Annotated in this window: 21 protein-coding genes; 17 read left to right on the top strand and 4 right to left on the bottom strand. The window is 70.5% G+C overall.

The window, feature by feature from the left end:
• Positions 1-28: 28 nt before the first annotated feature.
• The 3 genes from Q1K33_RS14650 to Q1K33_RS14640 all read left to right on the top strand — a co-directional run bounded on the left by Q1K33_RS14650 (position 29) and on the right by Q1K33_RS14640 (position 3,583).
• On the top strand, positions 29-982 hold the full coding sequence (locus Q1K33_RS14650) for a tyrosine recombinase XerC (RefSeq protein WP_300405242.1): 954 nt from the start codon (positions 29-31) through the stop codon (positions 980-982).
• 141 nt (positions 983-1,123) lie between these two features.
• Positions 1,124-1,675, top strand: a complete 552-nt coding sequence (locus tag Q1K33_RS14645; protein ID WP_300405240.1) for a hypothetical protein — start codon at positions 1,124-1,126, stop codon at positions 1,673-1,675.
• Positions 1,676-1,789: 114 nt separating this feature from the next.
• Complete coding sequence (locus tag Q1K33_RS14640; protein WP_300405238.1) at positions 1,790-3,583, top strand: sigma-70 family RNA polymerase sigma factor; 1,794 nt, start codon at positions 1,790-1,792, stop codon at positions 3,581-3,583.
• Positions 3,584-3,597: 14 nt separating this feature from the next.
• Here Q1K33_RS14640 and Q1K33_RS14635 read toward each other — a convergent pair whose 3' ends face one another.
• Positions 3,598-4,257, bottom strand: coding sequence for a M23 family metallopeptidase (locus Q1K33_RS14635; protein ID WP_300405236.1), 660 nt, complete (start codon positions 4,255-4,257; stop codon positions 3,598-3,600).
• A 425-nt stretch (positions 4,258-4,682) separates the two neighbouring features.
• On the opposite strand from Q1K33_RS14635, the gene rpsB reads away from it, so the two are divergent.
• The 11 genes from rpsB to Q1K33_RS14580 all read left to right on the top strand — a co-directional run bounded on the left by rpsB (position 4,683) and on the right by Q1K33_RS14580 (position 15,799).
• Positions 4,683-5,687: a 30S ribosomal protein S2 gene (rpsB, locus tag Q1K33_RS14630; RefSeq protein WP_300405234.1), complete on the top strand. Its 1,005-nt coding sequence runs from the start codon at positions 4,683-4,685 to the stop codon at positions 5,685-5,687.
• A 127-nt stretch (positions 5,688-5,814) separates the two neighbouring features.
• Complete coding sequence (gene tsf / locus Q1K33_RS14625) at positions 5,815-6,624, top strand: translation elongation factor Ts (RefSeq protein WP_300405232.1); 810 nt, start codon at positions 5,815-5,817, stop codon at positions 6,622-6,624.
• A gap of 77 nt (positions 6,625-6,701) precedes the next feature.
• Entirely contained in the window at positions 6,702-7,808 is a 1,107-nt protein-coding gene (locus Q1K33_RS14620) for a phospholipase D-like domain-containing protein (RefSeq protein WP_300405230.1), read from the top strand.
• 118 nt (positions 7,809-7,926) lie between these two features.
• Entirely contained in the window at positions 7,927-9,045 is a 1,119-nt protein-coding gene (locus Q1K33_RS14615) for an SPFH domain-containing protein (RefSeq protein ID WP_300405228.1), read from the top strand.
• A 14-nt stretch (positions 9,046-9,059) separates the two neighbouring features.
• Positions 9,060-10,256: a TFIIB-type zinc ribbon-containing protein gene (locus Q1K33_RS14610; protein WP_300405226.1), complete on the top strand. Its 1,197-nt coding sequence runs from the start codon at positions 9,060-9,062 to the stop codon at positions 10,254-10,256.
• A 95-nt stretch (positions 10,257-10,351) separates the two neighbouring features.
• Positions 10,352-11,065: a UMP kinase gene (gene pyrH, locus Q1K33_RS14605; protein ID WP_300405224.1), complete on the top strand. Its 714-nt coding sequence runs from the start codon at positions 10,352-10,354 to the stop codon at positions 11,063-11,065.
• A gap of 62 nt (positions 11,066-11,127) precedes the next feature.
• Complete coding sequence (gene frr, locus Q1K33_RS14600; RefSeq protein WP_300405256.1) at positions 11,128-11,682, top strand: ribosome recycling factor; 555 nt, start codon at positions 11,128-11,130, stop codon at positions 11,680-11,682.
• A 23-nt stretch (positions 11,683-11,705) separates the two neighbouring features.
• Complete coding sequence (locus Q1K33_RS14595) at positions 11,706-12,641, top strand: phosphatidate cytidylyltransferase (RefSeq protein ID WP_300405222.1); 936 nt, start codon at positions 11,706-11,708, stop codon at positions 12,639-12,641.
• A gap of 39 nt (positions 12,642-12,680) precedes the next feature.
• Positions 12,681-13,100: a hypothetical protein gene (locus Q1K33_RS14590; protein WP_300405220.1), complete on the top strand. Its 420-nt coding sequence runs from the start codon at positions 12,681-12,683 to the stop codon at positions 13,098-13,100.
• Between the two features lie 35 nt (positions 13,101-13,135).
• Entirely contained in the window at positions 13,136-14,254 is a 1,119-nt protein-coding gene (gene rlmN, locus Q1K33_RS14585; RefSeq protein WP_300405218.1) for a 23S rRNA (adenine(2503)-C(2))-methyltransferase RlmN, read from the top strand.
• 297 nt (positions 14,255-14,551) lie between these two features.
• Positions 14,552-15,799 (top strand): glycosyltransferase family 1 protein, encoded by a 1,248-nt coding sequence (locus Q1K33_RS14580; RefSeq protein ID WP_300405216.1) that lies wholly within the window; start codon positions 14,552-14,554, stop codon positions 15,797-15,799.
• Here Q1K33_RS14580 and Q1K33_RS14575 read toward each other — a convergent pair.
• The 3 genes from Q1K33_RS14575 to Q1K33_RS14565 form a co-directional block, all read right to left on the bottom strand.
• Positions 15,788-16,888 (bottom strand): LOG family protein, encoded by a 1,101-nt coding sequence (locus tag Q1K33_RS14575; protein WP_300405214.1) that lies wholly within the window; start codon positions 16,886-16,888, stop codon positions 15,788-15,790. The two genes, Q1K33_RS14580 and Q1K33_RS14575, sit on opposite strands and share 12 nt — an antisense overlap.
• 21 nt (positions 16,889-16,909) lie before the next feature.
• The gene (locus Q1K33_RS14570; protein WP_300405212.1) at positions 16,910-17,752 is read right to left on the bottom strand and encodes an RIO1 family regulatory kinase/ATPase; all 843 of its coding nucleotides are present in this window, start codon (positions 17,750-17,752) and stop codon (positions 16,910-16,912) included.
• A gap of 148 nt (positions 17,753-17,900) precedes the next feature.
• On the bottom strand, positions 17,901-18,530 hold the full coding sequence (locus Q1K33_RS14565; protein WP_300405210.1) for a histone deacetylase: 630 nt from the start codon (positions 18,528-18,530) through the stop codon (positions 17,901-17,903).
• A 52-nt stretch (positions 18,531-18,582) separates the two neighbouring features.
• On the opposite strand from Q1K33_RS14565, the gene Q1K33_RS14560 reads away from it, so the two are divergent.
• Genes Q1K33_RS14560 through Q1K33_RS14550 form a run of 3 tightly spaced genes read left to right on the top strand, consistent with a single transcriptional unit; the run spans position 18,583 to position 22,598 of the window.
• Positions 18,583-20,070, top strand: a complete 1,488-nt coding sequence (locus Q1K33_RS14560) for a M1 family metallopeptidase (RefSeq protein WP_300405208.1) — start codon at positions 18,583-18,585, stop codon at positions 20,068-20,070.
• A 31-nt stretch (positions 20,071-20,101) separates the two neighbouring features.
• Entirely contained in the window at positions 20,102-21,220 is a 1,119-nt protein-coding gene (gene dxr / locus Q1K33_RS14555; protein WP_300405206.1) for a 1-deoxy-D-xylulose-5-phosphate reductoisomerase, read from the top strand.
• Between the two features lie 10 nt (positions 21,221-21,230).
• Positions 21,231-22,598, top strand: a complete 1,368-nt coding sequence (locus Q1K33_RS14550) for a site-2 protease family protein (RefSeq protein ID WP_300405205.1) — start codon at positions 21,231-21,233, stop codon at positions 22,596-22,598.
• Positions 22,599-22,706: the final 108 nt, after the last annotated feature.

The following is a 22,706-nucleotide window of genomic DNA, read 5'->3' as shown; positions in this document are numbered from 1 at the left end:
CGGGGTCGGAGAAAACTACGATGGCTGGATGGACGAGGGCAACCGAGCGCGCGCCACCGACGATGCTGCCCTGCCCGAGCCGATGGCGCGGGTGCTCGGGGAGTACGAGCGCCACCTCGTCGCCGAGCGCGACCTCACCCCGCACACCGTCCGGGCCTACCTCGCCGACGTGGCAGGGGTGCTCGAGCACGCACAACGGCTGGGCCAGACCGACCCCGGCGAGCTCGACCTCAGGACGCTGCGCAGCTGGTTGGCCAAGCAGCAGACGATGGGCCGGTCGCGCACGACGCTGGCTCGCCGGGCGACTGCGGCGCGGGTGTTCACCGCCTGGCTCGCCCGCACCGGGCGCGCCCCCCAGGACGTCGGCGCGGCGCTGGGCTCGCCCAAGGCACACCAGACCTTGCCGGACGTGCTTCGTGCGGACGAGGCGCGCGACCTGCTGACCGCAGCCGCCGAGCTCGCCGACGACGGCAGCCCCCTCGGGTTGCGGGACGTCGCGATGCTGGAGGTCCTGTACGCCACCGGCATCCGGGTCGGAGAGCTGGTGGGGCTCGACGTGGACGACGTCGACGGCGAGCGACACGTCGTACGTGTGCTCGGGAAGGGGCGCAAGGAGCGCACCGTGCCCTACGGTCGACCGGCCGCGCGAGCCCTCGGGCTGTGGCTTCGCCACGGGCGGCCCCACGTCGTGGTCGAGGGCGCGGCGGGTGCGCTGTTCCTCGGCGCTCGCGGACGTCGTATCGATCAGCGCGCCGTGCGCACCCTGGTCCACCAGCGGCTGGCCGACGTCCCGGGAGCCCCCGACCTGGGTCCTCACGGGCTGCGCCACTCTGCTGCCACGCACCTGCTCGAGGGGGGTGCCGACCTTCGGTCGGTCCAGGAGCTGCTCGGCCACGCCTCGTTGGCCACGACCCAGCGCTACACGCACGTCACCACCGACCGGTTGCGGCGGGCCTACCAGCAGGCGCACCCACGCGCTTGATCGGGACCGCCGGTGGCCGTCGCGCGGGACCCCGCAAGAACTCCCGAAAGAAAGTCCCGAGAAAAGTGTGAGGTTCTCCGCCTCTCCATGCTCCACGTGGTGCAAGACCCCACCACCACTCGAGATCAGAGGAGAACCACCATGTTCCTGCACCAGCTGCCCACCGTTCGCACCCGAGGCCTGCGCCGCGGCGCCGGATCACTGGCGGTCGCCGTGGCCACCGTCGGCACGCTCGCCCTGACCGTGGCTCCGGCCCATGCCGACACCGTGACCGGGACCGAGCAGGGCGACGTCCTCGACGGGACCGGCGCCGACGACGTGATCAAGGGACTCGGCGGCGGCGACATCATCAACGCGCGCAACGGCGACGACACCATCCTCGGCGGCAACGGCTCCGACCGGATCCGCGGCGGACGCGGCGCCGACGCCGTGTACGCCGGCAAGGGGTCAGACATCATCAAGGGCGGTCCGGGCGCTGACGTGCTGCACCCCCAGAAGGGCACCGACGTGGTGAAGGCGGGCCCGGGAGACGACGCCATCTACCTCCAGAACGACAAGCGGCTCGACCAGGTCTTCTGCGGCAAGGGCACCGACACCCTCTACTACCCGGAAGGCGACTGGGACTTCGACGACGAGTTCTCCGACTGCGAGGTGTACGTCGCGGTCGCGGACATCACGGACTACCAGGGGTGACGTCGTGCAGCTCGGAGCCCGGCCCCACGACGATCGGTCGACGACGTTCGTGCGAGCCGGGGCTTCGAGTCTCCACGAACGCCGACCGGCGGCCGCATCTCCTAGGCTGTCCCCATGAGCCCGGAGGGCGCGGAGGTTCCCGATGCGGTCCTGGTCGCGGCGGTGCTCGCCGGAGACCGGGAGGCGTTCGCTGCGGTCTACGACCGGTACGCCGACCGCCTGCACGACTTCGCGCACTCCCTGCTGAGGCACCGCGAGGAGGCCGCGGACTCGGTGGCCGACGCGTTCGTGATCATGGCCGAACGTCTGGAGCAGCTCCGCGAGCCGGAGCTGCTCCGACCGTGGCTCTACTCGGTGGTCCGGCACGAGTGCCTGCGCCGGATCCGAGCGCGCGATCGGCAGGCGTTCGAGGCGGAGGACAGGCTGACCGCGATGGCTGAGCAGGAGCCGGGCCCCTCCGAGCGAGCCGAGCAGGCGTCCCTGCGGGCCCTGCTCGAGGACGCGGCGACAGGTCTGAACGAGCGGGACCGGACGGTCCTGGACCTCCATCTGCGTCACGGCCTCGACGGAGCCGAGCTGGGTGCGGCCATCGGGGAGAGCCCGGAGCGGACCTACACCCTGATGAACCGGTTGCGCGAACAGGTGGGCCGCTCGCTGGGGGCCCTGCTCGTCGCGCGGCAGGGGCGACGTGACTGCCCGGGCCTCGAGGACGTCCTGCAGGACTGGGACGGGCTCTTCAACCCGCTGATCCGCAAGCGGGTCGCGCGTCACGTCGACGGCTGCCTCGTGTGCGAGCGGCGCCGGGCCCTCCTGGTGGCGCCCGGGGCGCTGCTCTCGGTGGCTCCGCTCGTGGGAGCGCCCCTGGCCCTGCGGGACCGGGTGCTCGACGACCCACGGCTCGTGGGGTTCTGGAGCAACAGCCCCAGCAGTACCCTTGGTCACCCCAGCGCCTCACCCGAGCTCGAGGTCGCGCAGGAGTCGCACCGCCGCTCGGGAGCTCTGGTGAGGTCGGCTACTGCCGCGGTGGTGCTCCTCGTCCTGGGCGGTCTCCTGGCGCTGGTGTGGCCGTTCTCGACGAACGACCCTGAGCTGTCGGAGGGGTCGCCGGCACTGCAGGAGACTGGGGAGACGACGACGGGCCTGTCGGCGGCCGCGCCTCCGACGTCGCAGACACCGTTCGTGCCCACAGCCACGGCCGAGGCGCAGCCCACGCAGAAGAGGACCCCGAGACCCGGGGCCTCGCCCGAGGCGACGTCCGAGGCGCCGCCGGCACCCACTCCCAGCCCGACACCGCAACCGCCCGCTACCCCGCAGCCGAGCCCGGGATCGCTCAGCGTGTCCACCCGACTCCTCGACCTCGGTCAGGACACCAGCCGTGCCCGACTGACCTTGACCAACACCGGCGGCCGAGCACTCGACTTCGCCCTGGCGCCGCAAGCGACGTGGGTCAGTGCGGCCCCCGGAGCAGGCAGTCTCGCCCCCGGTGCGTCTCAGCAGGTGCTGGTCGAGGTGGCTCGCGGTGCCCTCGACGAGGGAGAGGCCGCCACCCGGGTCCAGGTCACCTGGAGCGGGCCGACCATCCCGGTGCACGTGCGGGTCAGCACGGCCCGGGCGCCGGCCGTCGGGCCCGTCGTCGTCACCCACGCCACCAGCGGCTCGTGCACAGCCCGCTTCCTCGTGGTCACCGCCCGGGTCGTCGACGAGTCGGACCTGGACGCGGTGCGTCTCGCCTGGTCCGGGGACGCCTCGGGGAGCGCGCCGATGAGCATCGGGGGACAGGGGTGGACGACCCAGATCGGGCCCTTCCCACCCGGAGCGCAGCTGGTGGCCGAGGTGCGCGCCACCGACGTCCACGGGGCCGTGGGGACGGCGTCCCACCGCTTCGTCGTCGAGCCCTGTCCGGGGTAGGCGCCGAGGGGTCCTCACACGACACCGGACGGGTGCAGCATCCTGAGCAAGGGTCGCCAGCCGGACAACGGGCTCGAGGGCACCGGGTCGGTCGTGCTCGTCCGCGCAGGGGAGTCGAGCGGCAGGTCCCGCCACAACGGCAGCAGGCGGACCGGGCCGCCCCCGACGAGCCGCAAGGGATCGAGGTAGGCCTCGCCCTCGAGCCACCCCCAGTGCAGGCAGGCGCGCGGTGGGCAGTGACTGCCGGGGACGTCGAGGCGACCGATCCGGTCGCCGGCGCCGACCTGAACCCCGACCGCCACCGTCGCCGTCACCGGTTGGTACGTCGTGCGCGTGGCCCCGTGGTCGATCACGACCACCCCGCGGCCGGCGAGCGGGGCGGCATAGGTGACCGTGCCCGGCAGGGAGGCGAGGACCCATTGCCCACTGCTGCCCGCCAGGTCGACTCCGCGGTGGCCGGCGCCGTACGGCGACGTCGGTGGGTCGAAGGCGGCGACGACCTCGGGCTCGGGTCGCAGTGGCCACACGCCCACCGGGTCGGGGTCGGAGGGCTCCACCAGCGGTGCGCCGTGCGCCTCGACGGGAGTCGCCAGGGTGACGACGCACATCCACACCAGGAGCGAGGCGAGGGTGAGGGCCGGTCGAGCGGAACGGGGACGAGGGGCACGGATCACGTCTCGAGGATGGGGCCGGCTGCCGTCGCCCGCCCAGGGGACGTCGGCGAAGCTGTGGATGACGCCGCGAGAGCGCCGGCTGTGGACGACTGGTGGCCCCTGCAGTGAATTACCGGCATCCGCCGTGCCTGGACTACGCTGGCCGCATCACTCCTCGGAGTGAAATTCGCACGCTTGTCGACCACGACGTCGCCGCAGCCCCCGGGCGAGGCGTCGAGCACCCGTGGGCGACGACCCTCAGTCCAGTCCGCGCGACATGTCAACCGGACCGGTCGGGTCGCGCACAGGCGTCAGGGCACCCGGCACCCGTCGGGCGCAACGAACTGAAAACACGACCGGAGCCACCACCGGTGCGTCCTGCCCAGCCCGACTGGGGGACAAGGACGCGCACACGGGGTGTGCTCCACAGGAGAAGAGAACAGATCATGGCAGTCGTCACCATGCGCCAGCTCCTCGAGAGCGGCGTCCACTTCGGGCACCAGACCCGTCGTTGGAACCCCAAGATGAAGCGCTTCATCATGACCGAGCGCAACGGCATCTACATCATCGACCTGCAGCAGTCGCTGGCCTACATCGACCGCTCCTACGCCTTCGTCAAGGACGTCGTCGCCAAGGGCGGCACCGTGATGTTCGTGGGCACCAAGAAGCAGGCCCAGGAGGCGATCGCCGAGCAGGCGACGCGCGTGGGCATGCCCTACGTCAACCAGCGCTGGCTCGGTGGCATGCTCACCAACTTCCAGACCGTGCACCAGCGGATCAACCGCCTCAAGGAGCTCGACGAGGTCGACTTCGACGACGTCGCCGGCAGCAGCCGCACCAAGAAGGAGCTGCTGCAGATGCGCCGCGAGCGCGACAAGCTCAACAAGTCGCTCGGCGGTATCCGTGAGATGACGCGCACCCCCGCCGCGGTGTGGATCGTCGACACCAACAAGGAGCACCTCGCCGTCGAGGAGGCCCGCAAGCTGAAGATCCCGATCATCGGCATCCTGGACTCCAACTGCGACCCCGACGTCGTCGACTTCCCGATCCCCGGCAACGACGACGCCATCCGCGCGGTCGGCCTGCTGACCCGCGTCGTGGCCGACGCCGTCGCCGAGGGGCTCATCGCCCGCTCGGGCGGCAAGTCCGGTGGGGACACCCCCGGTGCCGAGGAGCCCCTGGCCGAGTGGGAGCGCGAGCTCCTGGGTGGCGACGCTGCCGAGGCCGCCGCTTCGGCGACCGCCACGCCGGGAGCCGAGACCCCGGCCGCCGAGGCGACCGGTGCGTCGTCCGAGGGCGCCAGCGAGCCTGCTGCTCCCGTCGAGACGCCGGCCGAGGCCACTGCCGCCGAGACCACCGAGGCCCCCGTCGCCGAGGCCCCCGTCGCCGAGGCGCCCGTCGCCGAGGAGACCAAGGTTCCCGAGGCCGCCGAGGCGACCACCGAGTCCTGAGCCCCGGCTCCGCCTCACCCGGGTCCGCATCTGCCGGACCCACCCTCGATCAACCCGACGTGGGCCGACCTCGCACGAGGCCGGCCCACGTTCGGCCCCGACCTGAACTACGTACGAAGGAGTACCCATGGCTTTCACCGCGGCCGACGTCAAGAAGCTCCGTGAGCTCACTGGCGCCGGGATGATGGACTGCAAGAAGGCGCTCGACGAGACCGACGGCGACTTCGACAAGTCCGTCGAGCTGCTGCGCGTCAAGGGTGCCGCCAAGGCTGCGGCCCGTGGCGCCGAGCGCGAGGCCTCGGCCGGACTGGTGGCCCACTCGGCCGGCGTCCTGGTCGAGCTCAAGTGTGAGACCGACTTCGTCGCCAAGGGCGACGACTTCGTGACCACCGCCCAGAAGATCGCCGACGCCGCCGCGGAGGCCAAGCCGGCCGACGTCGAGGCGCTCAAGGCCGTGGCGCTGGAGGCCAGCACCGTCGGCGAGGTCGTCGAGAGCCTGGCGATCTCGATCGGCGAGAAGATCGAGCTGGGCCAGTACGTCCACTTCGACGGTCCCGTCGTCGCCTACATGCACAAGCGTGCCGCCGACCTGCCCCCCGCCGTGGGCGTCCTGGTCGAGTACGACGGGGACGCGGACGCCGCTCGCGCGGCGGCCATGCAGGTCGCTGCCATGCGTCCGCAGTACCTCACGCGCGACGAGGTCCCCGCCGACATCGTCGCCAAGGAGCGCGAGATCGCCGAGGCCACCTCGCGCGAGGAGGGCAAGCCCGAGCAGGCGATCGCCAAGATCACCGAGGGCCGCCTGAACGGCTTCTTCAAGGACGTCGTCCTGCTCGAGCAGCCGTCGGTCACCGAGAACAAGAAGACCGTCAAGGCCGTCCTCGACGCGTCCGGCACGACCCTGAAGCGCTTCGCCCGCTTCGAGGTCGGCGCCTGAGTCTCCGACCCGTCATCTGTTCGTCCGCGATGGCCGGCCACTCCTACGGGGGCGGCCGGCCATCGCGCTGTTCCGGCGTGGCCGCCCTCCTTACTGCGCTGGTGCTGGCCCTGAGCCTGTTCACCGCCTGCTCGAGCCCCCACGACGGGCCAGCACCGCCGGAGCCGAGCCCGAGCGTTGCCGCGTCGTACCGTGCCCCGTCCGGCATCCTCCTCGCACGACCGTCGGACCCCGAGGAGGACAACACGACGTTCGGTGTCTTCCTCGACCTGGTGCGCAACACGCCTGCGGGGGAGCGGATCCGGATCCTCGCCCACTCCTTCTCGTTCGTCCCGGCCGCCGAGGAGCTGATCGAGGCCCACCGGCGGGGGGTCAGGGTCCAGGTGGTCGTCGACCGAGGGGTCTCGGGCGACTTCAAGGCGCCCGGCCTGCTGCGCGACGAGCTCGGCACGGCTCGGGGTCAGTCGTCGTTCATCTACTTCGCCCCGGGCGACCTGCACCAGAAGACCTGGTCCTTCACCCGCACGGGCCGTTCCCGTGACGTCGTCCTGGTCGGGTCGATGAATCTCACCTACCAGTCGGCGCGCCAGTACACCGACGTCGTCTCCTACGTCGGGCGTCGCGACGTACGGCGCGTCTTCGACCGGCGTTTCGTGGACCTGGTGCGCAACCTTCCCGGCGCCAGCGCCCGGGACAGCGTCCGGCTCGGTGAGGACCGGGCGTGGTTCTTCCCCGGCTACGACGCGGCCGACGACCCACTGCTGGCTCAGCTGGCGGCGGTTCCCCCGCAGGGTGCCCGCATCCGCGTGGTGATGTATGCCTGGCTGGACGAGCGAGGCCTCGCCATCGCCCGTCTGCTCGCCGACAAGGCGGCCGCCGGCGCCGACGTGGAGGTCGTCCTCGGTCCGAGCATCGGGGAGCAGGTCCGGACGCTCATCGACGACTCCGCGATCGTCGTGCGGCCCGGAGTCTTCGCCGACGGGGACGACGTGCACCACAAGCTGACGCTGGTGCGCTACCCGGACGAGCCGCGCGACACGCGCTTCGTGCTCACCGGCTCGGACAACTTCACCACCAAGTCGCTCGACCGTCCCGAGCTGCTCCTTCGACTCAACGGATCGGCACACGGGCGCTACGACCGATGGGTGGACCGGCTCGTCGCGCGCGGTCGCTCCGAGTCCTGACACCGCCGCGCCCGTCCCGACCGTGGTCCCTATCGGGCGGGATACGACTCCAGTACCCTCAGCGGGGGTATTTTCCGGCCCGGGCGACGGGCACTGACGAGTGGAGAGAACACACACCATGGGTCTGTTCGACAAGGTCAAGGGCCAGTTCATCGACATCGTCGAGTTCCTCGACGACAGCCGCGACACGCTCGTCTGGCGCTTTCCGCGTCAGGGCAACGAGATCAAGAACAACGCCCAGCTGATCGTGCGTGAGGGACAGGTTGCGGTCTTCGAGTCCGAGGGCCAGATCGCCGACGTCTTCACGCCTGGCACCTACACCTTGGAGACGAAGAACCTCCCCATCCTCTCGACGATCAAGGGCTGGAAGTACGGCTTCAACTCGCCCTTCAAGGCCGAGGTCTACTTCGTCGGGATGCGCCAGTACACCGACATGAAGTGGGGCACCCAGAATCCCGTCACCCTGCGCGACGCCGAGTTCGGCATGGTCCGGCTGCGCGCCTTCGGCACCTACTCCCTCCAGGTCGTCGACGCCGCCAAGATGCTGCGCCAGCTCGTCGGCACCGACCCGCAGTTCCGCACCGACGAGGTCTCGGAGTTCCTCCGGCAGAACATCGTCAGCCAGGTCGGTACGGCGCTGGGCAACTCCAACCTGCCCATGCTCGACCTCGCCGCCAACCAGCAGACGATCGGTGACACGCTCGCCGGCACGCTGACCACGAACCTCGCCGACTTCGGGATCAGCATCCCCCGCTTCGTCATCGAGAACATCTCGATGCCGAAGGAGGTCGAGGAGGCGCTCGACAAGCGCACCTCCATGGGGGTCCTGGGCAACCTGGACCAGTACGCGAAGTTCCAGGCGGCCGAGGCGATCGGCGACGCCGCCAACAACCCGGGCGGTGCCGGCGAGGGCATGGGCATGGGGATGGGCATGGCCCTCGGCCAGCAGATGGCCAACAACCTCAACCAGCAGAGCCGGCCTGCCGCGCAGCAGGCGCCGGCGGGTGGTCCGCCGCCGATCCCGGGGGCGGCCGCAGCGTTCTTCCTCGCCGTCAACGGTCAGCAGGTGGGCCCGGTGACCGTCGCGGAGATGCCCGCCAAGGTGGCCTCAGGAGAGCTGACGCCCACCACGCTGGTGTGGCGCGACGGGATGCCGCAGTGGACCGCCGCCTCCGAGCTGCCCGAGCTGCGCTCGATCTTCCCGGCCACCCCGCCGCCGCTGCCGCCGCAAGCCTGAGGCCACGTCAGGACATGAGTGACGAGAGCACGCCTGCCCCCACGGGCCCGCCCCCGCTGAGCTCGACCTGCCCCAACTGCGGCTCGCAGACGGCCTACGCCCCCGGGACCACCGCCCTGCGCTGCACGTCGTGCGGCTCGATGCTGGAGATCGCCGGTCCCGACACCGAGATCAACGAGCACTCGTACGACGAGTGGCGCGCGCGGCACGGCAGCGTCGAGGTAGCCGACCTCGGCGGCCAGGTCGTCCAGTGCACCGGCTGTGGGGCCACGACCGAGACCACCGACCTCGCCACGGCCTGCCAGTTCTGCGGTGGAGCTCTGGTCGCCCTCGACCACCCGGAGGGCTTGGTCCCGCCGGAGGCCGTGGTGCCCTTCCACGTCGACAAGCGCGGGGCCAAGGACGCCTTCGGCGAGTGGGTGAAGTCACGCTGGTTCGCCCCGAGCGCCTTGAAGAAGGTCGGCTCCACCGAGGCGTTGCAAGGCACCTACGTGCCGCACTGGACCTTCGACGCCCAGACCCACACCGACTATCACGGCCAGCGCGGCGACTACTACTACGTCACGGTCACCGACACCGTCTCGGACGGCAAGGGCGGCACCCGGCAGGTCACGAGACAGGAGCGCCGCACGCGGTGGCGTCGAGCCTCGGGTCACGTGTCCCGGTTCTTCGACGACGTCCTGGTCGTGGCCAGCAACCGCCTGGACCCCAAGAAGCTCAACAAGATGGGCCCCTGGAAGCTCACCGAGGCCCGGCCGTTCCAGCAGGAGTACATCACCGGATACTCCGCGCTGCGCTACGACGTCGACCCGCAGAAGGGCGCCGCCGAGGCACGCCAGGAGATGCGGTCGGTCATCGACGGCGACTGCCGCCGCGACATCGGCGGCGACGAGCAACGGGTCAGCGACATGGACATCACCTACTCCCAGGCGATGTTCAAGCTCGTCCTGATGCCGCTGTGGATCGCGACGTACATCTTCGCGGGCAAGACCTTCCAGGTGATGGTCAACGCCAACACCGGCGAGGTCGTGGGTGACCGCCCTTGGAGTGTCGCGAAGATCACCATGGCGGTCCTCGCGGTCCTGGCGGTCGTCGCCGTGATCGTGTTCCTCGTCGTGAGCGGCAACAGCGGCTCGGGCACCACCGTAGGGGGAGGTGGCGGCCCCGGGGTGGGCGGCCCCGGCCTCGGAAGCCCTGGTGGCCTCGGGTAGCGGTGCTCGTGCGGATGCTCATCGGATAGGTTGCTGCAGGGTCCTGCACAGGACCAGACGACGTACGTCCCAACGACGACCAAGGGGTGCCACGGGTGGCGGGTTACGAGCGGGTGCTGCTCAAGCTGTCGGGTGAGGTCTTCGGCGGCGGAAAGGTCGGGGTGGACCCCGACGTCGTGGCCACGATCGCTCAGGAGATCGCCGCGGTGGCTCGCTCCGGCGTCCAGATCGCCGTGGTCACCGGTGGAGGCAACTTCTTCCGCGGCGCCGAGCTGCAGCAGCGCGGCATGGACCGCGTGCGCGCCGACTACATGGGCATGCTCGGCATCGTGATGAACTGCCTGGCACTCCAGGACTTCCTCGAGAAGCTCGGCGTGGAGACGCGGGTCCAGACCGCGATCACGATGGGGCAGGTCGCCGAGCCCTACGTGCCGCGACGCGCGATCCGGCACATGGAGAAGGGTCGCGTCGTGATCTTCGGCGCCGGCATGGGCATGCCCTTCTTCTCCACCGACACCGTCGCCGTCCAGCGGGCGCTGGAGAGCCGCTGCGACGTGGTGATCTACGACAAGAACGGCGTCGACGGGCTCTACACAGCCGATCCCCGCAAGGACCCCGGGGCCACCAAGCTCGACGCCCTCACCTACGACGAGGCGATCTCGCGCGGCATCAAGGTGATGGACCAGACCGCCTTCACCCTGGCCAAGGAGAACAAGCTCCCGATGATCGTCCTGGGCATGGCGGCCGAGGGCAGCATCCTGCGCGCGGTGCAGGGTGAGAAGATCGGGACGCTCGTCAGTCCAGACTGAGGGCCTGCGCCACGCCCCCGGCTCCATGCTCAGGCACGTTCAACGAAAGGCCGACACCGGTGATCAACGACATCCTCAACGAGGCCGACTCCAAGATGGACAAGTCGGTCGAGGCGACCCGTGAGGAGTTCGCCGCCATCCGCGCCGGCCGTGCCACGCCGACGATGTTCAACAAGATCGTGGTGGAGTACTACGGAGCACCGACGCCGCTGCAGCAGCTCGCGTCGTTCACCTCGACCGAGGCCCGGATCATCATCGTGGCCCCCTTCGACATCACCGCGATCGACAACGTCGAGCGGGCCATCCGCGACTCCGACCTGGGTGTGAACCCGTCGAGCGACGGCAAGGTCCTGCGCTGCGTGTTCCCCGAGCTGACCGAGGAACGACGCAAGGAGTACATCAAGATCGCTCGGGGGAAGGCGGAGGACGGCAGGATCGCGGTCCGCAACCTGCGCCGCACCGCCAAGCAGAACCTCGAGAAGCTGGAGAAGGACGGCGAGGTCGGCAAGGATGACGTCACCGGCGCGGAGAAGAAGCTCGACACGGTCACGAAGAAGCACACCGACGAGATCGACGAGATGCTCAAGAGCAAGGAGGCCGAGCTGCTCGAGGTCTGAGGACCTCGCACGGCTCGTCCACCATGACCGACGCTCGCCCGGAGACCGGCCCCCACGACGATCCTCTGCACGACCACGGCTCGCGCTCCGGCACCGACGACGGATCCGCCCCGCAGAAGGACCACGGGCGGGCCGGTCGCGACCTCAAGGCCGCGATCACCTCCGGCGTCGTCCTGCTGGGCGCGGTCGCGGCCTCGTTGGCGTTCTGGAAGCCGGCGTTTATGCTGATCGTCGTGATCGCGGTCGTCGTCGCGATCTGGGAGCTGCGCCAGGGGCTCCTCGCCAAGGACATCGACCTTCCCGAGCAGCCGTTGATGCTCGGCGGCGCGGTCATGGTGGTGGTGGCGTACCTGTACGGCTCCGACGCCCTGGTCACAGCGACGGCCGTCACGGCCCTCGTGGTCATGCTCTGGCTCCTGCGCCGTGGCATCGACGGCTACGTCAAGACGGCGACCGCGTCGGTCTTCACCCTCGTCTACGTGCCCTTCCTCGGCTCCTTCGTCGCGCTGCTGCTGTCCGAGGGCGGCCGCGACGGCGGCGGTCTCGACAACGACGGAGTCCAGGGGATCCTGACCTTCATCCTCGTCACCATCGCCTCGGACATCGGGGGCTACATCGCGGGCGTGCTGTTCGGCAAGCACCCGATGGCTCCGGTCATCTCGCCGAAGAAGTCCTGGGAGGGCTTCGCCGGATCGTTGATCGCCACCGTCGCGATGGGCTGGCTGCTGGTCGTGCTCCTCCTCGAGGGTGACTGGTGGGTCGGACTCTGCCTGGGGCTGATCGCGGTCGTGATGGCCACGCTCGGTGACCTCTGCGAGTCGGTGATGAAGCGCGACCTCGGGATCAAGGACATGAGTCAGGTGATCCCGGGCCACGGCGGTCTGATGGACCGGCTCGACTCGCTGCTGGCCACGATCGCGCCGATCTGGCTGCTGTTGCACTACCTCGTCTTCGCCTGATCGACCCTGTGTCTGCGCCGAGCGTCCTACGATCATCAGATGACCACCGACGAGGGGATCGACCTCGCCTCCAGCGAGACGTCGTCCACACAGGGAGGAGACGCTGAGCCGAGCCGCCGTGGCAAGCGCAAGGCCGAGACCGGCCCCAGCTTCTGGCACCGGTCGCACCCGACCTTCCTGCCGCTGTCCGGTTTCTTCACCGGCACGTTGCTCGTCGTTCTCGTGCTCGGCGGGCTCGGACTGATCCTGAAGGCGTTGTTCGGGGTGGACCTCAGCGAGCACCCAGGGCCGTTCCTCGTGGCGATCCTTTCGCTGTTCGTGATCAACGTGGTCCTGCTCGTCGCCCCGGTCACCCGCCGCTTCGCCCGCTACATGCTCTTCGGGCTGCTGGTCACCCCGGTGGTCGTCGGCGCCGTCGGGGCGGTCACCCTCTACCTGCTCATCAGCAACGACGGTTAGGGCGCATCACGCAGCGGTGCGAGACTGGGAGAGTCATGTCTGAGATCAAGACCCTGCCCCTCGTCTTCGACGAACCCCGCGGCCGCAAGAAGCCTCCGCGACACCTCGCCGACCTCACCTCGCCCGAGCGCAAGGCGCTGCTCGAGGAGCACGGACTGCCCGGCTTCCGCGCCAAGCAGTTGTCCCACCACTACTTCTCCCGCCTGGTCGACGACCCGGCCGAGATGACCGATCTCCCGGCCGGTCAGCGCGACGAGCTCGTGGGCGCCCTGCTGCCCGACCTGATGACGCCCCTGCGCACGATGGAGGCGGACAAGGGCACCACCCGCAAGACGCTCTGGAAGCTCTTCGACGGCGCCCTGGTCGAGTCGGTGCTGATGCGCTATCCCGACCGCGCCACGATGTGCGTCTCGAGCCAGGCCGGGTGCGGCATGGCGTGTCCCTTCTGCGCGACGGGCCAGGGCGGGCTGCAGCGCAACATGTCGACCGCCGAGATCGTCGAGCAGGTCGTCGCGGGCGCGCGGTCGCTTGCCCGCGGAGAGGTGCCCGGCGGCCCGGGGAGGGTCTCCAACGTCGTCTTCATGGGGATGGGGGAGCCGCTGGCCAACTACAAGGCCGTGATCGGCGCCGTACGACGGCTCGTCGATCCTGCCCCCGACGGCCTGGGCATGTCGGCGCGCGGCGTCACCGTCTCGACGGTCGGTCTCGTGCCGAGGATCCATCAGCTGACCGAGGAGGGCATCCCGGTCACCCTCGCGCTGAGCCTGCACGCACCCGACGACGAGCTGCGCAACGAGCTGGTCCCGATCAACACCCGCTACTCCGTGGCCGAGACGGTCGACGCGGCCTACAACTACGCCCAGGTGACCAAGCGCAGGGTCTCGATCGAGTACGCCATGATGCGGGGGATCAACGACCAGGCCTGGCGTGCCGACCTGCTCGCCGACGTCCTGATGCGCGGCGACTGGGGCTGGGTCCACGTCAACCTGATCCCGCTCAACCCGACCCCGGGGTCCAAGTGGACCGCCTCCGATCCCGCGGACGAGCGTGAGTTCGTGCGACGTCTGGAGGCCAAGGGCATCCCGACGACCGTGCGCGACACCCGCGGCAGCGACATCGACGGGGCCTGCGGGCAGCTGGCCGCCACCGAGTGAGCACGCCCAGGTCATGACGCCGGGGAACGACGCCGTCGTGGCGGCGGTCGGCCGGTCGAGCTCCCTCCCCACGCGACCCACGTCGAGAAGACCGGCGAGTACCAGCTCCTGAATCGGCCTCCCCTGGTGGCGGCCGAGCTCGCCCGGGAGTCCGGCAACGTCGAGCGAGGCGAGGGCGGACGTGTCGTGGCGTACCTCGGCGGTGGCGCACGGCCGACCGAAGCGGTCAGATGCTGTTCACGTGACGTCTACACCGGGCTGGGCGTTCGTTGCAGGCTCGTCCCTAGCGTCCCAGCCATGGCTGAGATGACTCCGCTCGTCCCCATCGCTCCCTCCCTCCCGCACCTCACCCGGCGCCCGGTCCCGCACCCTCTGCTGCACTCGCGGCGCGCTGCGGTCCCCGAGACCGGCGAGCAGCTGCGCGTGCTCGTGGTCGCCGAGTCCTTCCTCCCGCAGATCAACGGCGTCACCAACTCGGTGCGCCGAGTGCTCGAGCACCTCGCTGATCGGGGCCACCGCGCCGAGCTCGTCGCCCCCACCGGCCCCGACACCTACGCCGGCTTCCGGGTGCGCCACGCTCGGGGCGCGACCCTGCCGTTCTACAAGGACTTCAAGATCGGCCTGGAGACCCGTCGCCGGCTGCGTCAGACGATGCTGCGCTTCCGCCCCGACGTCGTCCACATCGCCTCCCCGGCAACGCTCGGCTACCAGGCGGCGAAAGCCGCCGGGGAGCTCGGGATCCCCACGGTGGCGATCTACCAGACCGACCTGGTCGGCTTTGCCGAGCGCTACGAGCTGCCGGGCGGCGCCCGGGCGATGGCGTCGCTGACCAAGCGGATCCACGTGAAGGTCGACCGCACCCTCGCACCCAGCTCGGCGAGCCTGGCCCAGCTGGCCGACATGGAGGTCCCGGACACGGCCCTGTGGCCGCGCGGGGTCGACCTGGAGCAGTTCCACCCGTCGCGCCGCGACGACGACCTGCGTGCCCGGGTGGCCCCGGACGGTCGGCTGATCGTGGGGTACGTCGGCCGGCTGGCGCCGGAGAAGGAGCTCGAGCTGCTCCGCGTGCTCGACCAGGACCCCCGCTACGCCGTCGTCCTCGTCGGAGGGGGGCCCGAGGAGCAGCGCCTGCGCACGGTCCTTCCGCACGCGACCTTCCTCGGTCTCCTGCACGGCGACGATCTCGGCGCCGCCTACGCGTCGCTCGACGTCTTCGTCCACACCGGTCGTCACGAGACCTACTGCCAGTCGGCCCAGGAGGCTCTCGCCTCGGGGGTCCCGGTGGTGGCGCCACGCTCCGGCGGTCCGATCGACGTGGTCGACGACACCGTCGCCGGCTACCTCTACGCGCCCGGGGACGCCGCTGACCTGGCGTCGTACGTCGACCGGCTGGCCGGCGACGGGGCCGCTCGGCACCGGATGGCGGTGTCGGCCCGGCGCAGTGTCGAGGGACGGTCGTGGGTCTCGGTCAACGAGGCGTTGGTCGGGCACTACCGCGAGGTCGTGGCCGACCGTCGGGCACAGGGACTGCGTTCAGTTGGCTGAGCCCGCACCGGCGAGGATCACCGCGGCGGCCTCCTCGGGAGTGTCGACGAGATGGATGAGGGGTTCCATCACGCGCCCGCGCGCCAGCGACCTGAGGAGCGGCCACACGGGCAGCGTCGCGGTCCAGTAGTCGCGGCCGACGAGCACCATGGGCGCCGCCGACATCTCGTCGGCGTAGTAGTTCTCGCAGGCGTCCTGGAAGACCTCTTGCACGGTGCCTCCGGCACCGGGCAGGAAGACGATCCCGGCACTGCAGATCTGCAGCAGCACCGCCTCGCGGGTGGCGTTGCCGACGTACTTGGCGATCGCGGTGGCGAACACGTTGGGCGGCTCGTGACCGTAGTGCCAGGTGGGGATGCCGAGCGTCTCGCGGGGTGCGTCGAGCCCGGCGATCGCCGAGCGAGCCGTGTGGAGCCAGGCGTCGATGGAAGGCCGGAAGGACGGCGTCCGTCCGAGCAGGTCCAGCGCGACGTCCAGAGCCGCGTGGGGATCGTCCGACACACGCGCGCCCAGGTTCGCCGCCTCCATCGCGCCGGGCCCGCCGCCGGTCGCCACGACGAGCGAGCGGCCCAACACGGCGCCGAGGCGGGCGGCGTCGGCGTACGCCTGGTCACCACGCAGCAGCGCGTGACCCCCCATCACTCCCACGATCGAGCGGTCGGCTGCCCAGGTCGCGAGTGCTTCGTCGATCGCGTGGTCGTGCAGGGCAGCAGCGAGGGTGTCGTCGCGTCCCGCCGAGCGCTGGGTCCAGGAGTACGCGCGGCCGTCGAGGGAGTCGGCGTAGCGAGGTGTGTCCATCAGCTCGTCGGGGGAGTACAGCCGCGGGCGGTAGACGTCCAGCGGTGAGGCGCCGACGTCCGGCAGCACCAGAGCCCCACCCGAGGTGAGGTCGTCGTCGACGCCGGGGTCGAAGCGACAGCCGAGGAACGTCGCTCCTGCGACGTCCCTGGCCAGCAGTGCGCTGCCGTGTCCTCGCAGGTCGAGGCCGTGGACGCGCCACGCGCGCAGGGTGGAGGTGCCGCCGTCCAGTCGACGTCGGAGGTCCTCGGTGGACTCGACCCTCACGGTCCTGCCGCGTGTGCGCTTCACCCCTGCACCGTAGGTCGGCTGTCAGAACGCGTGCGCCACGAGGTCGCCGAACAGCTCGTGCTCGTCGGCCCGCTCGAGGCCCTTCTGCCGGAACCAGCCGCAGATGTTGGAGCAGTCGCGCATCAGGAAGTCCATCCCGTTGACGTTGCCCACCAGGTCCACGATCTGCGGCAGGTCGATGATCACGAGCCGCTCGCCGGCGGCCAGGATGTTGTACGCCGACAGGTCGCCGTGGACCACGCCGGCCCGGGCCATCGTGGCCATCGCTTCTCGCAGCTGATCGAAGTAGGACCCCAGCAGCGCCGACTCGGGCCGGGTCTGGGCGAGCCGCGGCGCCGTCTCCCCGTCGTGGGTCACCCACTCCATCAGCAGCTCGGTGCCGTCGATCTGGACCGGGTAGGGGACGGGCAGCCCGAGCTCGTGGAAGCGCTTGAGTGCGTTCCACTCCGAGACCGCCCACTCGCCGGCGGCGACCTGTCGGCCGAAGGTGGACTTGCGCTTGACGGCGCGCTCGTCGCGCGTGCGCTTCATCGAGCGGCCCTCCGTGTAGGAGGCGGACCGGTGGAAGCTGCGGTGCTCGGGGGTGCGGTAGCGCTTGGCAGCCATCACGACGCCCGAGTCGGGATCGTGCGGATCAGCGCGCTCGAGCAGGAAGACGTCGGCCTCCTTGCCGGTCTTGAGGATCCCGAGCTCGGTGTCGACAGCTCCCTGGGAGGTCACGACCCAGTCGGGCCGTGGCTCGGGTCCTCGGCACAGCGGCTCGCAGTCGAGCCAGGTCGACCAGCGTTGGTGCTCATCCAGGTCGTCGTAGACCTGGAAGTCGAAGGTGAAGTCGGGGTCAGGTGTGAAGTCCTGCGAAGACATCGGTGGCGGTGCTCGTTTCGTGGAGGAGGTGGTCGGCGGTCAGGCCGAGGACAGTCATGGACATGTCAGAGCTCCTCTCGACGGCACCGGCTCGTCCGGTGTCTTCTGCTGGGCAAGCGTGGGGGAGGCGTCGCGCGGGCGCAACCGGTTATCGCCGATCGTCGAGCAGTGCCGAGATCGACGCCACGGTCCAGCCGTCGCCGATGCCGCGGCATCCCATGAGGTACGACGCCACCGCAGCCGAGTCCCAGCCGTGACTGCCCATCAGGCCGAGTCCCATCACGGTCAGGTAGGACCCGCTGGGGGCGAGGTAGTCCAGGGGCGCCGTCGTCGGTGCGGTGAAGGTGACGACGGGGACACCGTCGATCGCGTCGAGGACGTGCATCGTCTCGTAGCGGCCGTCGCCGAACGCCCAGGACCGGTGCCCCCCGAGCACCGCGAGATCGAGGTCGACCCCGGGCGGGCGGTGCATCTCCTGGGCGACGACGTCGCTGAACTGCTCATGGCTCAGCAGGTAGGCGCACCCGGGGCTGGTGCCGCGCGCCCCCGGGTCCAGGAAGGCCACCCCGCCGCCCCACGTCGGGGAGTCCCACGCGAAGTACACCTCCCCGGGGAGCGTCACCGCCCGCGCGGCGCGAGGAGGCCGGGGATCGCGGGCCCCGGGGGTCGCCCGGGAGCCGCCGGGCGGCGTCCCGCCCTCGAGGTAGCAGGCGAGCCGGCGCGGGTCGAGGTTGCTGCCGTACGCGGCGTACCAGATCTCGGGGGTCTCGGACGTCACCCCAGGAAGCCAAGCACATCTGCGCCCCCGCCCGGACACCTACACTCGACTGGTGGCCCTCGCCGTCCCTCCACGTCTGCTCGCCGCCACCGTCGGCGTGGCCGTGGCCGCCGGGTTCCTGGCCACGCCGTCGGGCGGTGCCGTCGAACCCACCGGCGCGGGGGCGTCCAACGAGGCCGTGGCGACTCCGGACACCGAGCGGCTCCTCGAGCCGACACCGGGTGCGCAGGGCATCGGCGACCGCTACTGGCCGCTGGACGGCAACGGCGGCATCGACGTCCAGCACTACGACATCGTCGACTCCTACGACTTCGACAGCGGCACCCTGTCGGGCACCACGACGCTGCGGGTGAGGGCGACCCAGGCACTCTCGAGCTTCCAGCTGGACTTCCTCCTCCCCGTCTCCTCGGTCAGCGTCGACGGGGTCGAGGCGGTCCACGACCGCCCGCACCGCCACGAGCTGCGGATCGCTCCCGCGACCCCGCTGGTGCGGGGTGAGCGTTTCGAGCTCGTCGTGGAGTACGCCGGCAAGCCCGGCCCGATCCGCTACGCGCGGGAGCGCAACTGGGCCGCCGACAGCGACGAGGTCGTCACCATGAACGAGCCGCACATGGCTCCGTGGTGGTTCCCGAGCAACGACCACCCCACCGACAAGGCCCGCTACGACATCACGATCACCGGGCCGGCCACGCACCAGACGATCTCCAACGGGCTCCTCGTCGATCGCGTCGTCGACGGGGACCAGGCGACCACGCACTGGCGCGCGACCGACCCGATGGTGGCCTACCTGGCGTTCTTCGCCCTGGGTCGGTACGACGTCGAGCAGGGCGTGAGTCAGGGTCTGCCGTGGTACGTCGCGGTCTCCCAGGAGCTGCCGGACGCGCAGCGGCACCGGGCGATGACGTCGCTCAAGCGCAGTCCCGCCGTGACGGCCTGGCTGGACAAGCGTCTCGGGGCCTACCCGTTCGAGTCCACCGGCGGCGTCGCCCCGTCGATCAACGTCGGCTTCGCCCTGGAGAACCAGACCCGCCCGACGTACTCGGGCTCCTCGGCGACCCACCTGCCCACGATCGTGCACGAGCTGGCCCACCAGTGGTTCGGCGACTCGGTCTCGGTGCGACGCTGGCGCGACATCTGGCTCAACGAGGGCTTCGCCACGTTCATGGAGGCGGCCTACGCCGAGAAGCACGGTGGACGCTCGGCCCAGCAGTGGCTGCGCGCCCAGTACGACTCGCGTCGCGGCGACGCCTCCTTCTGGCGGCTCGACCTCGCGGATCCCGGTCGTCGACACATCTTCGACGAGGCCGTCTACCTGCGTGGCGGCATGGCCCTGCAGGCACTGCGGCACCGGATCGGCAACCGTGACTTCTGGAAGGCGCTGCAGGGCTGGGTCGAGGAGCGCCAGTACGGCAACGGGTCGGTCAAGGCCTTCCGACGCCACGTCGAGCAGGTCAGCCGCACCGATCTGGACCGGTTCTTCCGCGTGTGGCTCACGGCTCCACGCGCCCCGGCGGTGACCAGGCCAAACGGTCTGCGCTGACCCCGCACCGTCGCCTGCCAGACTCGGAGGCGTGACCAGCACCGCTTCGCGTGACACGCCCGAACGCCGCGACGTCGTCGTCCTCGGCTCCACCGGCTCCATCGGCACCCAGGCGCTCGACCTGGTGCGTGCCAACCCCGAGCGCTTCCGAGTGGTCGGCCTGACCGCAGGCGGGTCCCAGCCCGAGCTCTTCGCCCAGCAGGTCGCGGAGTTCGCTCCGGCGGTCTCCGGGATGGGGGAGGAGGCTTCCGTCGAGGCCGCCGCCCACCCGTGCGACGTCGTCCTCAACGGCATCACCGGCGCCGTGGGACTGCGCCCGACCCTGGCCGCACTGGACGCCGGCAGCACCCTCGCGCTGGCCAACAAGGAGTCCCTCATCATGGGCGGCCCGCTCGTGCTCGAGCGCGCGGCGCCCGGGCAGATCGTGCCCGTCGACTCCGAGCACAGCGCCATCGCGCAGTGCCTGAGGTCGGGCCGAGGCGACGAGGTACGACGACTCGTGCTCACGGCCAGCGGCGGACCGTTCCGTGGCCGCAGCAGGCGGGAGCTCGTCGACGTCACCCCGAAGGAGGCGATGGCGCACCCGACATGGGACATGGGACCGGTGATCACGATCAACTCCGCGACCCTGGTCAACAAGGGCCTCGAGGTGATCGAGGCCCACCTGCTCTTCGGGATTCCGTTCGACCGGATCGAGGTCGTCGTCCACCCCACGAGCGTCGTGCACTCGATGGTCGAGTTCGTCGACGGCTCCACCATCGTGCAGGCCAGCCCACCGACCATGATGATCCCGATCGCCCTGGGGCTCGCCTGGCCGGACCGGGTGCCCGGCGCCGCGTCGCCCGTCGACTGGACCCGCTCCGAGACGTGGGAGTTCCACCCCCTCGACGACGATGCGTTCCCGGCCGTCGCCCTCGCGCGGGCGGCCGGCGAGCAGGGGGGTACGGCGCCCGCGGTCTACAACGCGGCCAACGAGGTGTGCGTCGAGGCGTTCCGGGCCGGGCGACTGCCCTTCACCGACATCGTCGCGCGCGTGCACGACGTGCTCGCCGCCCACGACGTACGCTCTGGGGTGGCCCTGACCGTCGACGACATCCTCGCCGCCGACGCCTGGGCCCGCCAGCACACCCACACCCTCGTTCCGGCCTGATCGGGAGCACATGACCGCCCTTCTCTACGCCCTCGGGCTCATCACGTTCTTCGTGGCGATCCTCGCCTCGATCGGGCTGCACGAGCTCGGGCACATGATCCCGGCGAAGAGGTTCGGCGGGAAGGTCACCCAGTACTTCATCGGGTTCGGCCCGACGGTGTGGAGCAAACAGGTCGGCGAGACCGAGTACGGCGTCAAGGCGATCCCCCTCGGCGGCTACGTCAAGATCGTCGGGATGCTGCCGCCGGACGCGCTCGACGTGGCCGAGCAGGTCGAGATCGACGCGGCCACCGGCAACCAGATCGTCAAGGTCCGCAAGTCCAACACGGGGATGTTCACCCAGCTGATCTCGGACGCGCGCGCCGCCGAGTGGGAGCTCGTCAAGCCAGAGGACGCCGACCGGCTCTTCTACAAGATGGCCTGGTGGAAGAAGGTCGTCGTGATGGCCGGCGGGCCGTCGGTCAACATCGCCATCGCGTTCTTCCTCTTCTGGGGCGTCTTCTCCACCTACGGCCAGCAGGTCGACACGATCCCCGAGCCCGGTCAGCCCGTCCTGGCCTCGGTCTCCGAGTGCGTGCTGCCCTACGCCGAGGGTGATCGCCCGTGCACCGACGAGGACCCCGCGGCTCCGGCAGCGGAGGCGGGGCTGCTGCCCGGCGACACCATCACGAGCTTCAACGGCGCCCCCGTCACCGACTGGGACCAGCTGCGCGACCTGATCCGCGACAACGAGGACGGCAACGCCGAGATCGGCTACCTGCGTGACGGGGAGGCTGGCTCGGGGACCACGAGCACGACCGTGGAGGCCAGGCCGACGTCGTCGACGGACGAGACCCTCACGCAGGTCGGCTTCCTCGGCGTCACCCCCACGGCCCAGGCCGTGGTCGAGACCGGTGGACCGATCTACACGCTCCAGCAGATGGGGTCGATGACCGTCGACACCGCCCAGGCCCTGGTCACCCTGCCGGCGAAGGTCTTCGACGTAGGCCAGGCCATCCTCGGCCTCGAGGAGCGCGACCCCGAGAGCCCGGTCAGCATCGTGGGCGGCGGCCGCCTGGCCGGCGAGACGACCTCGACCGACCAGCTCGACGTCACCGAGAAGCTCGCCTTCCTCGTCGCCCTGATCGCCGGGTTCAACTTCTTCATCGGCATGTTCAACTTCATCCCGTTGCTGCCCCTCGACGGCGGCCACATCGCCAGTGCGCTCTGGGAGGCCGTACGTCGCGGCTTCGCGCGGTTGCGCGGCCGCCCCGACCCCGGGTACGTCGATGCGGCCAAGCTCTTGCCGGTGGCCTACGTCGTGGCCTCGGCGTTGCTGATCATGGGGGTCGTGCTGATCGTGGGCGACCTGGTGGTGCCGTTGCAGGTGGAGTTCTAGCGGGCTTCTGGGCCGCGCAGTAGCCGACCTTCGGGTTGGCCCTGGTGGTTGCTGTGGTGGGGCCGCGCGCGTAGCCGACCTGCTCCCGCCGTCAAGGATCGCCTGCGG

The organism is Nocardioides sp. (assembly GCF_029937575.1).
In the GTDB taxonomy this organism is placed as follows: Bacteria; Actinomycetota; Actinomycetes; order Propionibacteriales; family Nocardioidaceae; genus Nocardioides.
Note: the sequence above shows the minus strand (reverse complement) of the source record. Positions and strands in the feature narration are given on the sequence as shown.